We start from the raw sequence: 14,441 nt of genomic DNA, 5'->3' as shown, positions 1-14,441 counted from the left end.
TCCACCGGTCCGGGGTGCGTCAGTCGGTGCCTTGTGCGTCCAGGGCCGCGTCCAATGCGTCCAGGTCCCAACGGAAATCCTTTCCGACCCGCTTGGGCGTGGGTAGCCACGGGTACTTGTCTCGGTGCCGGTTCCAGCGCCGCAGCACTTCCGGGTGTACGCGGATGTGCGCCGCAGCGTCCTTCGTGGTGGCCCACCGCCGCATGTGTGGTGTGCTGGGTTCAGGAGATCCGGAATCGTTCGCAAGATCAATGCCCATTTGATAGCTCTCCGTTCGCTGGGGTGCGGGTTGCTGATGTGTCCGGTTCGTGTGGAGGGTCGGCCGCGAGCATGGCCCGGTCGTATTCCCCGCGCCAGGTGATGCGTTCGGCGATGGCGGCCATGAGTAGTTGCGCCCGCGAGGGCATCCGGGTGCCGGGGGCGATCGTGGCCCAGGTGTAGCGGCGTGGATCTCGGGCGGGTTTGTCGATGCCGACCGCCGCCAAGCGTCGCCGGACGAATTCCAGCCGTTCGGCCTTGTGGTCGCCGACCGTTTTACCGGTCCACCGCTCGGAGGTGAGCACGCGGTTTCCCGGTAGTGCCAGGGTGTCTCGGCGATGTGCACGCGACTTGCACACTCCGGCAATGGTTTTCGCTGTAGCGCCTTTCGGGACGATGCCGTACAGCAGCCAGATACCGCAGCGCGGGCCACACGGGGTACGGCACAGCGCGCCGTGCAGGCGGTCGTAATGGTCATGTGCCCGCGCGGTTTTCGCCTGGAGTACCTCGGTCACCGATTTCGTGAGGTACTTGCACAGGTACCCGATCGCGTCGGCCACGTTCTTGCTGCCCGCCGCGATGCCTTGGATGTCGATGCGCGCTCCGAACCGGGCCGTATGTGCCGGGGCGTCGTCGGGGCCGATCGCGTCCAGGGCTTCATCCCACCCGGTCAACGGTCGGCGGGTGCGCGGGTCCACGAACGTCTCACGCCCGGTGTCCCAGACCGGGACCACCGCGCCCGGATACCGCATCTGCGCGGTGGAAGGCCACCACACTTGGTGGTAAGTGGCCTCGGTGACCTGGTGCAGCACCGCGCGGGATACGTGCCCGCGTATCGCGATGTGCAGGTGGGGAGCGCCGCGTTTCTGAGGTTCCACGACCGCGAAATACTGCACGTTCCAGCCAACCGCCCGCCGCAAGTTCTGTATCCACCGCGAGAACAGGCGGGCACACGTGATCGCGTCCCACGCCGCCCGGTCGTAGTCGTACTCCTCGGGTTTGCGTGCGGCCCCGTCGCCGAACACCGCCCCATACGAGGGCATGGTGAGCGTGACGAACATCGAGGAGTAGTAACCGCCGAACTCGCGGCCCACCGTCCGTTCGGAGACCGTGTGCCGAGGCAGGTCCGGCGCGTCCTGACGGCGACGGGTCGAACGACGGCGTGCCGCAGGCGCCGAACCGTCCGGCTCCTGGATGTCCACCGCGGTCGCGTCGGTCACCGCGGGCGTGGTCCCTCGCATGCCCAGCGCCGCCAGCCGGGTATCGAGCCACGCGATTTCCGCCGAGCAGTCAGCCACCTGGGCATCACGCCCTTGTTCACGCGCCAGGGCTCTGTTGGCCAGCAGGTCGGCCCGAATAGCGAGCAGGTCTTGTTGCTCATCGCCCGGTTCCGAGCCAGCGATTCGGGGTTCTTCGGTCAGATGCCAGCCCTCGCGGCACTGAGCTTTGCGCAGTGCCTTGTACTTGCGGGCGCACGGCCCGCATACCGACTCCCGCGTGGCCCCGCAGGGCACCGGCAAGAACGACTTGCCTCCGGTCACGGTGTCGGTTTGTTGCAGAATCACCGGCCGCACGCACACCCCGTACCGCTCAGCGGCAGCCACGGCGATATCCAGAAACGACGGCCCCCGCCCGCCAGCCTCCCCATTGTCCGGGGCACCCGGCAGCGGCGCATCATCACGCAGAGAGATACTCATGACATCACCTGTCCCGTAGTCGAACACGCGAGCCCCGACCGCCGAGCGACGATCACGCCCACCTCGGGCCGGGGTCGCGTGGAGAAGTGAGATATCAACTGCCGGAACAGGATTAGAAGTTTTTCGACACCGCCGACTCGGTGCCTGCATATCAGGGCGCTGTATCGCGCTGGGGCCGCATACCATTCGGTGTTCCAGTTCTCTAGCGACCGTCGACTATTGCACGCGCGTCCCACAATCACGGGCCGCGCCTCACGGAACCGTCAAGGTGGTGACGGTTCCGTGAGTTCTGCTGTTATCCGGTGCGGCCCTTGCGGTTTCGGTTCCCGTCGCCGCCGTCGTCGCGTCTCGTGGACAGGTAATCGTCCAGGTCGATCACGACCGGTTCACCCGGTACCGTGTCGCCGGAGTAGCGACGCGGCGGGGTGTAGGTGGCGATGATCCAGCCGATATCGTCGTCGGTCACGTTGAACGCGCGCACCCGTTCGATTTCGGCGGTCAGTTCCTCGGTCTCGTTGCGGCCGGGGTCGGTGAGGTCAGCGCCCGGAGTGATCTGGACATACGCCACACCAGGAGTCCGCCGCGAGATCAGATCGGCCAGCGCGCCCCGCTCGCGGGCGGTCTGCCCCAGCAGCATCGCGACTTGGGTAGCCTCACCGACGCGCATCGCGAGCCGGGTCGGATACAGCTGACGGAGGCGATTTACCTCCTTACTGGGGTCCTGCACGAACCCGACGACCACCACGCCCGCCGCGCGGCCCATGGTCAAGATCAGCCCCAACAGGCGCTCGATCTCTTCCTTGACCTTCCGGTCGGCGTAATACTCGGTCAGCGACGCCGCTTCATCGATGATGAGCAGAATCATCGGCTCGTCGGTCGAGGGATGCACCTTGCGATCGGGCTTGGGGCGGATGCGCGCCAGCCGGGCCAGCATCACCCGCGCCGCTTCCCGCAACAGCTCCAACGCCCCCTGGCTGTTGTCGTAGGCGAACCGGTCGAACCAGCCCATCCCGTACCCCATTTCAGCCCCACCTTTAGGATCGATACACCACACCACCACGATGCCGGCCGCGATGGCAGGCCCCAGGCCCGCGATGATCGACCACGCCACCGACCCCTTGCCCGCACCGGTCTCGCCGCCACACAGGACGTGAGTACCCAGCAATTCCAGCTGCCACGGCTGCCCCAACTGGGTGATCCCGACCGTAACCGCTTGCAGGTCAACCGAATTCGGGCCACCAGGGACTCTGGGCAGCGGGATCGGTTTACGCAGGATGTCGGTGTGGATGACCTCCACCCGCACCCGCCCCGAGGCGGTGTGCCGCACGCGCAGCCCCAACGCCCGGAACGAGTGCCGCAGCTCTTCGGCGCGCTGTTCCCAGGTTTCGACCTTCTGACCGTGCACCAGCCCGATTTCCAGGACGTCGACCACCCGCCCGATGCGTGCGGACATCAACGGCGGGGTCAGGACTCGGTTATCGAGTTCGGCGGTCAACTGTTGCAGCGCCATGAGCGAGGTCCAGCGGCGTGTGTAGCGCCACCACTTCCAATACATCTGCCGCATACGCCCGCTCACCCAGCGGTCGAACGAGCCCGGCCAACACAGATACCACACACCCCACAACGTCACGGTGGTCACTCCGCCAGCCACGCCGTACGGCCAGCCCAGCCACCAGCCCAGCGCCACCGATCCAGCGACCGGCAGCGACAGCATCGGGAACAGCAGCGCCAGCCACGCCAGCACCAGCAGCCCGAAGCACACCTTGAGCAGCAGTTCGCCCAGCAACTCGGCGATCTGGTCCAGAAAATCCGATTGGCCTTGTGGTGGTTGATTCTTCTGATAGTTCGCAGATCGAACCATGATCATTTTCCTTCATCAGGTGTCACGAATAGTGCTGTCTCGCAAACGATTACGAGACAGTCCGGTGATGGGGCGGGTTCAGCCCGGATCAAGCTCGGGCCGAACCCGCCCGGTGGAGATGCCGCGCCGGGATCAGCCCGCGGACTTACCCGAGCCCGAACCCGCCGCCGACCCGCTGCCGCGCCCCGATGCCGCCGGAGCCGGGGCGTAGCCCGTCGCGCGCACAATGCGATCCAGGTACTTGAACTCACCCGTGCCGCCGACACGCGGTTGCACGGTCACACCCTCGAGCCGGATCGGCCGCAGCCCATCCGCGATCTCCTCAGTGGTCGGCACCGGTTCGGTATCCGACAACAGCAGCACGTCATACGCCCGCCGCTTGGTGTTCGGCTCGTTCTGATCGGTCACCGCGATCCGCCAGACCAACAGCCCGGTCACCGGATCGCGCCGTTGCGGCCCCTGACGATTCGGGCCGAGATATTCGGTATCCGGGACCACCGGCCCCGTCTGATACAAGGGAAGCGGAAAGAACTCGTCGAATACGATCTTGTATCGGTAGTCTTTGCGGGAAACCTCTGCCGAGGTGTTTTCGGCCATGAGTGCCGTACTCCTGTTTCTGTGCATTTGCTGCATGTATCTGTGACTTTCAGAACCCGCACAACGCCAGCAATCGTCTGGCGTTCCGAGTGCGGATCGGCCGGATCACGCCCCCACGAACGTCTAAACACAAGCGCTAACCAGCAGAAACAGCACGGCTATACCCACCGCGACGGACACGACACTGATACCGAACATCCCTTGGGGACGGCATATCGACGAGTCCGCGCACACCGACAGCAATGACACCGTCGGTGGTGCACAGCGCAAACTATGCACTACTCTGGACACAGCAGAGCCGAGGCGGCACTGCTAGCGAAAGGTCAAAACTCTGGTGGAGGGGGCTACCAACCCGGTAATTCCACGGAGTTCATTTCGTTTCGGTTGTCCCCTCGTTGCACCGAGGGGGCAACCACGAAATGTATCCAGAGCGATCAGGTCATGTCACCATTGTCGGATCACCGTCCTTTCTTGTCCGTCTTCACCATGACATCACGCGCCGCCGCGTTCCGGAACCCCGATGCACACCCACGGTGTGTGGCACCACCAGGAGTGGCGACCGGTTCCGTAAACCTCCGCGCCGCCGTCATCCGAGACGATCGAAAGACGCCGAGGGCGTACAGGATTACCGAATGCCATACCCGGCACAGGGGCTCGCCGATATCCGACGATCACACGCCACGACTCACTCAGCGACGCGGATGCAGGGCCACCGCCAGCCCGAACCGGGAGCATCCCGAGCACTCCCCGACCGATCCGAACCAACGCAGGGGACTCTGACACGACTGCGAATCCTTTCCCGTTCGGCATACTTGAAGCACTCCGAACGCTCACCGATGAAACTGATCAGTCCCCATGACCTCGATCATCCTCGCGAATTGAGTCGCCCTCAATCAACGTCGGCCGTTATCGTGTCGACACAATCCAGCCACAGAACGGCTAACTGTCGCGATTGAACAATAAAGTCCGCCGCATTTTTCGGCGTGGCAAGCTTGACACCTGCGAGTGATTCGATCTTGCACGATCGGAATCATTACGTACATTTCATCAAGCAAATACTCGGCACACGGCGCAGACCCTTCTCATCAGCTGCGATACACATCAACAAATGCGCGAGACGTACACAGCATCGCATCAGCAGTCACAAGTCATATGCCCCCGCTGCAATGCGCCGCATTCTCGAAATCGACTATAGACAATCAGCATATCTTCGAAGGTTAGTGACAGAGATCACTCGAAAAAGTTCGCGATGGCACGCCGAATTTGCGCCAGTGCATCAGAAACACCGGAATCTACACCGTGGCACCCGGGGGACGGCCCCTCCGCCTGGTCCATCTTCCAACGAAGATCTTGTTCATCGCAGCGAAGATGTGCCCCTGCGACAATCTGCGGCAGCAGCCTTCCAATCGACTAAGCAAATCACGGTCTGTTGTGACTGTCCGAGGTCCAAACCACTTGCGTGGTGTCCAGCTCGCCGAACAGGTGTCCCCGGAGCCGTCGCGGTCCGCCGCGCGCAACCTCAACAAGAGTCGCGGCCTCGCGGCCGGTGAGCCCGAAGCGTTCCGCCAGCTCCAAGGGCACGGTCTCGGAGTCGCTTGCCAACTCCACGAATAGCCGGTTACGTGCCTGCTTGGCGGCGTGGAGTTCTTCCGATGCCGACCTGAATGCTTCCGACCTGGACGGCGCTCGACCTTCCCTGCCGATCTCGTTGAGTTCGCCCGTTGCGTGAATTGCAGCGTTGGCACGCGCGATCCTCGTCAGAACCTCGGATACGCGGTCGGTGTTCATGCGACCACGATATCCCGAGCAGCGAGCCGCTGATCAAGTTCGCGTACTGATCGAGTATCGGCCCAAGGGGAGAGTTGGTGACGGCTCCCGATGATGGCGGCGGCAAGCCGAGGAGACCGGTTCTGGTCCGCCAGTTCCGCAGCATGCGCGACGGCGTCGGCTGCTTCCTCGATCTCATCGAGTTGAATCAGGGCACGTTCCAATTCCAACAGTGTCACCGCCCTGTCTCGCGTGTACGCGGCCGGCATTGTTGCCAGCGCCTGTCGCGATGCCTCGGCCGCCGGGCGTGCGTCACCTTGGACTGCCAAACAGTTTCCGCGATATGAGTGCATGATGCCCTCGCCCATGAAGTACGCACGAGACTGAGACGGGTGGCACGGTTCCAGACCCGCCAATGCGCCTTGGGCCTCATCGAGCGCGGCAAGACAGGGTGAGCGTTGACCGGCGAGTGCGAGCGCTTCAGCATTGCGGATCGCGACGTAGGCGCGTAGATGACGATCCTCGCTCTGGGATACCCAACTGCGTGCAGCGACGGCGTAGTCCACCGCGACACGCGGACGCCGTTGCCACGTAGCCAACTGGGAAAGGTGGCAGAGCATGTAACTGCCGAGATCGGAGTCCTCCGCTTCGTGCGCGTTTTCCCGCGCTTCGGTGTACAGGCGGGCCGACGTCGCGTGATCGCGGGCGTCCCAGGCCAACGACCCGGCCAGTCCGGTCCACTCGGCATACAGCGACAACACATCGGAACGTAGACCAGTCGGGCAGTTGCTCAGCATGGCGGCCGTGAACTGCTGCTGCGCTATGACAATGCCTTGCGCCGCAGGCGAACCGAGTGCGTCGTCCAGTTGCATCGCCTGATGCAGAGTCGCCCGCACCAGCGCCACTGCTGTCGAGTCCGGACGGCCAGCACCGCATCCCAGCCACGCAGCGCGCTCGGCCGCATCACCACCGAGCCCCAAGGTCGCCAATGCGGCAACGCCGAATGCACCGCCCTTGAATAGCTGCCGCCGATTCACGTCGTCCTCATTTTCCCGCAGTTGCTCGAAACGTGCGACGACGTCTGCTGGCGCTTTCGCGAGCATTGTCGAATAGCTGACCTGTCCAAGGCCGCCGATCGCCGTTTCGCCTTTTTCCCAGCGCCTTACCGATCGCTCTGCGGCCCCTAGTGCTCTGGCAAATGCGGCTTGTTTCATTCCGTAGGCGAAGCGGAGCGCAACACAATCTTGCTTGGTCCATATCGCGACAATAGCCATTGCAACCCCCTGCTGCGGAAGTGGTGAACTCAACTGTAGGCGCGATGACCGATTTCTGTCCGGCCCATGTCCGGAAATGTCCGGTAGGTCAGCGCAAATATTTCTGTAGGCCCCGCCGCCGGGGCGTGATGCAGTGCCCCAACCGGCTGGTACATCGACGAACCCGACTATGACGCCCTGGTCGATGTCGTACCGCATCCCTCGGCGGCGGGTGCCAGACCACACGCCGAGTCGAAAGGAACCGATGCATACCGGCCAATCCGACACCGACAAGCCCACCGCGGTCTGCCTCCGGCCGCAGGGCAGGGGATGTCTTCCAAGACCGAGAGAGGGCGAGATGCGGCAATACCTGGTGCGGGTGCACTGCTGTGGCTCCCGGTGGCTGGTGTACGTGCCAGCGATCGATCTGTGGTCATTCGCGATCACGAAGCAAGAGATCAGATCCATTGCTACGCAGATGATTTCAAGCGAAACGGGTGCCGATTCCGACCTAGATTTGCAGGAGGGTCGAGTGTTGTCGGTGCCTATCGAGTTCACGCGCGAGCACCCGACTGCGAAACGGTGGCTTCCGGCTGAAGCGAGCGCACGATGAACCTCGAGCAGCGCGATGAACCAGGCTCCTACATGGTCCCGCAATTGAATACGGGCGAGAAATTCGCGCCGGTTCCTCTGGCGGTGGTGCATAGGGCTCTCGAAGGGCTGAAGCGCGAAAGGAGTGCAGCGGCTTCGGATGAGCCGATGCCGGATCGTATCCGCATAGGTTCGTTTGATTGGTGGGGGGAGGGCGTTTAGCCGAGATGGAGAACCAACCTATGCCCCGGAAGCTTCGGTCTATGAAGACATCCGGAGATAATTCGGATTGGAATCCGGAAGTCATGGCAATGATAACCCGGGCTCAATCGGCGGGATACGAGCTTAAGCCCAAGGGTAAGGCTCCGTTTGGGTGGAATTTGATACTCGGCTCGGAAACGGTCCTCGACGGCGCGTTTCTTTCCGAGGTAGAAGCCGAATTCGCTAGGCGCAATATTTAGCAGGGGAAGACATACCAGGTTAATCCTGTTCCAGACGAGAACTGAATAAAGGGGTTAGTAGCTAATGAGCGTATACAAATCTCGGTTTGCGCCGTCTCCGTTGGCCCTGAAAGTAATGAATACGGGTCGAATCATCGGCGCGGACGAGGCTCCGGCAGCAATGGTGGAGCGCGTCACCGATGCGTTGTACCGCGAAGAACTCACGTATTCGACGATCACGGAATCGGAAGAATTTGCCGAAGCCTTCGGGCAAGCGCTAGACAACAAAGAAATCATCATGAGCACGCCGGTTATGACGAATATCGGCCGGTATGCCGATAGGCCGTTGACTGCCTGCACAATGCCAGCATTCGACTTCAGCACCTTGCGGTTGAAGCAGCTGCGCCAAAATATCATTGCACTTCATGAACAAGGCATGGGCACCGGATTTAACCTCAACGAGACCGACGATCCGGTCTCGGCTCTCGACTTCCTCAACAAGGTAGCAATAGACAGCGCGAACAGCGGCCGGGAAGATCGGCCCGTGGGCAATATGGCGATACTTGGCGTGCGACACCCGCAGATCTACAACTTCGTCAATGCCAAGGTCGAGTCCGCGGCTGAGTGGAAGTTCAACATCTCGGTCGATATAGACCGGGCCTTCATGACGGCGGTCGAAGCCGGTTCGGTGGTGCATCTCGACAATGGGCAGACAATAAAGGCTCGTGTACTGTTCGATCAGATCTGTCGCGCCGCCCTGCTCTGCGCCGATCCGGGAATTGTTTTCTTGGATCGGATGAATGCCCGCAACCCGGTTCCAGGGTTGGGGGCCTATCAGACAACTGCTCCGTGTGCCGAAGTAGGGCTTATTCCCGGTGAGACCTGCCAATTCGGATATATCAACGTCGGCGAATTCGTGTACACCAGTGACACCGGTCGCGTGGCCGTTAATCTCCCCTGGCTGGAGCATACGACCAAGATATTGACCCGCGCTCTGGACAACTGCCTCGAGATCAGCGGCAAGAATTTCGCGAAGACGCACTCAGGGCACGTTCTCGCACAGAAGCGCAAGATCGGCATAGGATTGTGCGGGGTTGCCGACGCGCTCGATTTCGTCGGCCTGGCCTATGACTCCGACGCCGCACGATCCTTGATGGAGGATATTCTTTCATTTATCAACATCACATCGAAAGAGGAATCTATTCGGCTCGCGGAACAGCGAGGGCCGTTCGGCGCAATGCTGACAACGATAGCCGGTAACCGTCACCGCGAGAATCCGGGGCATATCCAACGGATGTACGGGCACCTGGAGTCGAGTACAGTTTCCGGCCATGACTGGTGCGAACTGTCGAGATACGTGGCCGATACCGGAATGCTTCGGAACGTCTCGACAATCGCGCTTCCACCTACCGGCCGGAGCGCTCTGATAATCGACGCGTCAACTGGCATCGAGCCGCATTTCAAGGATGCGACGAGAATCAGCGTCTCTGGGCATATCGGTATGGCGTCGGCACTACAGCGGTACACCGATGAAGCCATATCGAAGACGATAAACCTTCCCAGTTGTTCTACGGTTGATGATGTCCGAACCGTGTACCTGGCTGGCTACGAGGCGGGTCTGAGCGGTGTTACCGTCTACGTCAACGGCACCAATCCGGCGCAGCCCAAAGAACTTACCCATAACGACCGAAAGGTAGCGTCATGACCGATACAACTCATTTCCAGTATTGCCAGAAACTCGTTGTCATCAACCCCGCGACCAACAGTGTCTTGCTGGCGCGGCGTAAGGGTGAAGCCGACTACGATGGGGTGTACTCGTTTATCGGCGGGAAGATGGAGACCACGGACGGAAGCATTCTCGATGCAATCCGTCGAGAGAAAGACGAAGAGATCGGCAAGAAGGCTGAAATCTCGATCGCGGAGGACGTCTCGTACAACGTGCTGTTTCGGAAGAACGACGGTAACTCCATGGTGTTGCCACACTTCTATGCCGAGTACGGCGGCGGGGAAATCGAGATCAACGAGGAGTATTCAGACTATCTCTGGTTGCCGACAGACAGCCTCGAAACCTTCGAACCGATGATCGACACCATTCCTGAAGCCGTCTTCTGGACCCGGCACCTGGGGCAGGCGGTCAAACAGCACCGAGCACTTACCAGGCTGTGAGCCCGGAGAGCCATCCGCGAACGCCCTACCCCAATACGTGGGGGCAGGGCGTTCGTCATTCTCCCCGCCGCAGGCTCCAACTTGCGGCGCATTCGGCCGCCCCACTCCCGGAACCCTGCGCACGGGGGTACCTGCCGGGATACGTCGCGGGTGAGGCGGGATTACCGATCATTCCCGCGAAATCTGTTGGGCCACAAGCTTGATGACTCATGTAGTTGTGGGGAGAAAGGTTGGGAGCCCCCCGGAAAAGAAGAAAAAGAAAAAAAGAAACGGTAACCCCCCAAGAAGAACTTGCCGAATTTCTCTCTACAGAATCAAGAGCGGCGCGCATGCGCGCGCCGCCCGGTGCGCCCGCCCTACCGCTCCGCTCCCGGGCGGGCACCCGGCGCAGAACCAGGATGGGGGCCGAACCCACCACAGCCAGCACCCATCCCACGGCAGACAACGATCGGAACGGACCGAGACCTTCTCCCCGGCAACGGGCTGCCGCACCCCTTCGGGGCTTGCCACCGAGCACCCGCCCATACGTTCATGTCGAGAACGACGCAAGGAGGGCCGACCAAATCGATTGCCAACGGATCGCTGCGGGCACCATCTGTCCGGCGTGTCACCACAGCAACACGCCGAGCGCGGGCCTTGAGGGCGTCCAACTATGTCCCAACAAATTCCCCGACCATCAATGCATATCGAATGCACGTTCGATTGCCGTAAGTTGTGGATAATTGACATTCCAGCTGTTCAAAGGCATTTTTCGGCCCGTCTTGACTGTTCATAGTTGTCCGCAGTAGTGGCCTCCAGCCGTACGGCAGGGGTTAGGGGTTCGATTCCCCTAGGCTCCACCATAAGCCCAGCTCAGGCTGGGCTTTTTGCTTTCCGATCCCACTTCGTGTCGGCCGATCTTCCAACTAAGTCGCTCAGTGCGTCCCGGTCAGTCTCCACTGCTGACCGCCCTGTCCAGCGCTTCGGCAGCAGCCGTATGGACCCGGCCACGCGCCATGTAGTGCCTCTGCGTCATGGCCGGGTCAACGTGGCCGAGCACGTCTGCCGTGCCCCTTGCCGACAACCCGGCATCGTCCAGGATCGTCGCGACCGCACCTTGGAAGCTGTGGGCGGTCACGTCGTCGGGGATACCGAGCGCATCCGGACCCGCTGCCATTCGTGGGCCACATTCTGCGAAGCCACAGGTCATTGGCCTGTGGCTTCGCTGTTTTGTGGTAGGCGGCCCATGTAGCGAGGGTAGACGCACGCTCATGCCGAATTGGGTGCATTCTGTGGGACGGTCGGAGTGCGTCGTCACAATCTCTGTCATCCACGCGGATCAGTGGTGGATCACCTCACCGAGCCGCGGCAGGACAAGTCGTTTCCAACTGCGCTCCACGCGATATCGAATTCAGGTCGCCTGGCATGGCGGCGGGCGATCGCGATGGTCGCCTGGTCGCTTCCGACGCGCGTGGGAGATTGCGAGATTCTCAGAATCCGTTCAACGGAGCAGAAGGCGGAAAGGTGACCGGTAGAGCCGCCAAGGACCGGTGGAAGGGGCCAGGCCGCCAGGTCGGTGCGTCGGCCGGTATGGCTAGCTGGATCTCGGGCAGCGCATCGAGAAGCTGATCGATCGCGTTTTGAGCGAGCAGGTAGGCCAGCGACTGCGCGGGGCAGGCGTGTGGGCCGATGCCCCACGCCAGATGCGAGCGATTGCCTGTGCGATTCTCGGTCCGGATCGTGGGGTCGTTGTTGCAGCCGGCCATGCTGATGAGGATCGGCTGGTGCGCGGGCAGCCAGACGTCGTCGATGAGGATCGGCTGACGGGGGTAGGTGGTGAGAAGATTCGCCAGCGGCGGGTTGTTGAACAAGACTTCGTCCAAGGCGTCTCGGGTGGACAGGTTCCCGCCGACGACACTTCCGCCGAAGCGTTCGTCGGTGAGGATCAGCAGCAGGGTGTTGCCGATCAGGTTCTGTTGCAGTTCGATCCCGGCGCCGTAGACGCTGTTCAGTTGGTGGATCATCTCGAGTTCATCGAGTTCGGCCGGATGCCGCAGCAGTAGCGAAGTGATGTCGTTGCCAGGATGGGTCCGTTTGAGGGCCACCAGTTCCAGCAGCGCCTCGACGATCATCTTGTTGCCGTCCTCGGCATCGATCCCCTCGAACATCGCGGCCATGCCTGCGGCGACCCGCTGTCCGATCTTCGGCGGGCAGCCCAGCAGAGCATCGGTGACCGCGAATGCAAGCGGGAGCGCGTACTGGCTGATCAGATCGGCTGCACCGGCCTGACAAAAGGTGTTGACCAGCGGGATGGCGATCTTCTCCACAGTGGCATCGAGAGCATATAGATCTAGGGCGTTGATACTCGTGGTGATTGCCTGCCGATAGCGCAGGAGGGCCGCTCCGTCGCTTCGACTCCCGGTGGGACGCCACTCCATAAGCGGCAGGACCGGGCAGTCGGCCGGGATGTTCTGCTGCCAGGTGCGTGGATCGACAGGGAAGTGCTCGGGATCGTTGAGGATCCGCAGCGCGGTGTCATATCCGACCACCAACGTGGCCGACACGCCCGGCGCCAGCTCAACCGGAGCCAAAGAGCCGTACTGTCTGCGCATTTCGTCGTAAGCGCGGTGCGGATCCGCGGCGAATTCCGACGAGTACAACGACACCCTCGGGCCTTTGGTAGCCGTGGGCGAGCCGTGGACGACTGGACAGGCCAGTCGGGACTGTGGCGTACTCAAGAATGGAGCTCCAGATGTTCGTGTGTTCTGGGGACGCGGTCTTCAGCGCATCCCTGCTTTCGATCGCCGAACCACTGCCGCTATTTCGAGAAGCGTACTGTCCACGGGGATTTCGTGCCACCCTTTCCGCGCCGCATCGGCAGCAGCCGAGTCGAGGTATCGTGCGTCGAACGCGGTTGGTGAACGTCTGACGGAGCGTCACGGGTCCGGTGGGGTATTCCGAACCGAACTGGCGAGTTATGAAGCGAGGCTGAAATGTCCACTGTGCCACAGCTTCCCGACTGGGCGGACGATGACATTGATCCTCGGGTGCCGAGTATCGCGCGCATCTACGACCATCTGCTGGGCGGGTCGCACAATTTCGCGGTCGACCGGGAGTGGGCGGACGATCTGGAGCGCCGGTGGCCGGGCATCACGCGGGCGACGTGGGCGAATCGCGCCTTTCTGCGCAGGGTGATCGGCTATTGCGTCCAGGCGGGTATCACCCAGTTCCTCGATATCGGCTCGGGCATCCCGACCGCGGGCAATATCCACGAGATCCTGACCGAGCTGGGTGTGGACGGCCGGGTCGTGTACGTGGACAACGATCCGGTCGCCTTCCTGATGGGCCGCCGGATCCTGGCCGACATCCCGTGGGCGACCGCGATCCGCGGCGACTTCCGCGACCTGGACACGCTCGTGCGGTCCCCGGCGGTCGCACAACATATCGACTTCACGAAACCGGTTGCCGTACTGGTACTTTCGATCCTGCACGTGGTCGGTGACGAGATGGATCCGCACGGCGTGCTCGGCCGTCTGCGCGACACGCTGCCGCCCGGCAGCCATCTGGCGATCTCACATTTCACCAACGAGGGCTGGTCCGCGGATCGGCTGGAGGAACTGCTCGAACTGACCCGCTCGACGACCACGCCCGGCCGTCCGCGGTCGGCGGCCGAAATCACCGCGCTGTTCGACGGATTCGAACTCGTGGAGCCGGGCGTGGTCCAGGTTCCGCTGTGGCGGCCTGATTCGGACACGCCGGAGGAGACCCGCTATCTGGACTGGCTCGGCGGCGTCGGCATCAAACGGTGAACCCGTGATCATGGCGGGTAGCG

The 14,441-nt window shown here is 62.2% G+C and carries 11 protein-coding genes; 3 read left to right on the top strand and 8 right to left on the bottom strand.

What is annotated here, in order from left to right:
• Nucleotides 1-19 precede the first annotated feature (19 nt).
• The 6 genes from NM2_RS02675 to NM2_RS02650 form a co-directional block, all read right to left on the bottom strand.
• Nucleotides 20-259, bottom strand: a complete 240-nt coding sequence (locus NM2_RS02675) for a hypothetical protein (protein ID WP_157120851.1) — start codon at nucleotides 257-259, stop codon at nucleotides 20-22.
• Nucleotides 249-1,955 (bottom strand): replication initiator, encoded by a 1,707-nt coding sequence (locus NM2_RS02670; protein ID WP_218025841.1) that lies wholly within the window; start codon nucleotides 1,953-1,955, stop codon nucleotides 249-251. Before NM2_RS02670 ends, NM2_RS02675 begins: the two co-directional genes overlap by 11 nt.
• A 295-nt stretch (nucleotides 1,956-2,250) precedes the next feature.
• Nucleotides 2,251-3,816: a cell division protein FtsK gene (locus NM2_RS02665; protein ID WP_157120850.1), complete on the bottom strand. Its 1,566-nt coding sequence runs from the start codon at nucleotides 3,814-3,816 to the stop codon at nucleotides 2,251-2,253.
• A 132-nt stretch (nucleotides 3,817-3,948) separates the two neighbouring features.
• Entirely contained in the window at nucleotides 3,949-4,413 is a 465-nt protein-coding gene (locus NM2_RS02660; RefSeq protein WP_067663452.1) for a hypothetical protein, read from the bottom strand.
• 1,419 nt (nucleotides 4,414-5,832) lie between these two features.
• Nucleotides 5,833-6,201: a hypothetical protein gene (locus NM2_RS02655; RefSeq protein ID WP_067663449.1), complete on the bottom strand. Its 369-nt coding sequence runs from the start codon at nucleotides 6,199-6,201 to the stop codon at nucleotides 5,833-5,835.
• Entirely contained in the window at nucleotides 6,198-7,454 is a 1,257-nt protein-coding gene (locus NM2_RS02650) for an NsdA family TPR-like regulatory protein (RefSeq protein ID WP_157120849.1), read from the bottom strand. The genes NM2_RS02655 and NM2_RS02650 overlap by 4 nt, the downstream gene beginning before the upstream one ends.
• 1,095 nt (nucleotides 7,455-8,549) lie before the next feature.
• Between NM2_RS02650 and NM2_RS02640 the strand changes: the two genes are divergently transcribed.
• Nucleotides 8,550-10,169 (top strand): ribonucleotide reductase barrel domain-containing protein, encoded by a 1,620-nt coding sequence (locus NM2_RS02640; RefSeq protein WP_084530412.1) that lies wholly within the window; start codon nucleotides 8,550-8,552, stop codon nucleotides 10,167-10,169.
• Entirely contained in the window at nucleotides 10,166-10,630 is a 465-nt protein-coding gene (locus NM2_RS02635) for an NUDIX hydrolase (protein WP_067663437.1), read from the top strand. The genes NM2_RS02640 and NM2_RS02635 overlap by 4 nt, the downstream gene beginning before the upstream one ends.
• A gap of 928 nt (nucleotides 10,631-11,558) precedes the next feature.
• Here NM2_RS02635 and NM2_RS02630 read toward each other — a convergent pair.
• A complete protein-coding gene (locus tag NM2_RS02630) occupies nucleotides 11,559-11,786 on the bottom strand; it encodes a site-specific integrase (protein ID WP_067663434.1) in 228 nt (75 codons plus the stop codon).
• A gap of 313 nt (nucleotides 11,787-12,099) precedes the next feature.
• Complete coding sequence (locus tag NM2_RS02625; protein WP_067663431.1) at nucleotides 12,100-13,347, bottom strand: cytochrome P450 family protein; 1,248 nt, start codon at nucleotides 13,345-13,347, stop codon at nucleotides 12,100-12,102.
• A 255-nt stretch (nucleotides 13,348-13,602) separates the two neighbouring features.
• Here NM2_RS02625 and NM2_RS02620 point away from each other — a divergent pair, with 255 nt between their 5' ends.
• A complete protein-coding gene (locus tag NM2_RS02620; protein WP_067663428.1) occupies nucleotides 13,603-14,418 on the top strand; it encodes an SAM-dependent methyltransferase in 816 nt (271 codons plus the stop codon).
• Nucleotides 14,419-14,441: the final 23 nt, after the last annotated feature.

It is taken from the genome of Nocardia miyunensis NBRC 108239 (assembly GCF_001613065.1).
GTDB classification, from domain to species: Bacteria; Actinomycetota; Actinomycetes; order Mycobacteriales; family Mycobacteriaceae; genus Nocardia; species Nocardia miyunensis.
This window is presented reverse-complemented; position numbering and strand designations above follow the sequence as displayed.

Bases quoted from the DNA above. Each gene is read 5' to 3' on its own strand.
- NM2_RS02675 (WP_157120851.1), bottom strand. From the start codon at position 259: ATGGGCATTGATCTTGCGAACGATTCCGGATCTCCTGAACCCAGCACA.
- NM2_RS02670 (WP_218025841.1), bottom strand. From the start codon at position 1,955: ATGAGTATCTCTCTGCGTGATGATGCGCCGCTGCCGGGTGCCCCGGAC.
- NM2_RS02665 (WP_157120850.1), bottom strand. From the start codon at position 3,816: ATGGTTCGATCTGCGAACTATCAGAAGAATCAACCACCACAAGGCCAA.
- NM2_RS02660 (WP_067663452.1), bottom strand. From the start codon at position 4,413: ATGGCCGAAAACACCTCGGCAGAGGTTTCCCGCAAAGACTACCGATAC.
- NM2_RS02655 (WP_067663449.1), bottom strand. From the start codon at position 6,201: ATGAACACCGACCGCGTATCCGAGGTTCTGACGAGGATCGCGCGTGCC.
- NM2_RS02650 (WP_157120849.1), bottom strand. From the start codon at position 7,454: ATGGCTATTGTCGCGATATGGACCAAGCAAGATTGTGTTGCGCTCCGC.
- NM2_RS02640 (WP_084530412.1), top strand. From the start codon at position 8,550: ATGAGCGTATACAAATCTCGGTTTGCGCCGTCTCCGTTGGCCCTGAAA.
- NM2_RS02635 (WP_067663437.1), top strand. From the start codon at position 10,166: ATGACCGATACAACTCATTTCCAGTATTGCCAGAAACTCGTTGTCATC.
- NM2_RS02630 (WP_067663434.1), bottom strand. From the start codon at position 11,786: ATGGCAGCGGGTCCGGATGCGCTCGGTATCCCCGACGACGTGACCGCC.
- NM2_RS02620 (WP_067663428.1), top strand. From the start codon at position 13,603: ATGTCCACTGTGCCACAGCTTCCCGACTGGGCGGACGATGACATTGAT.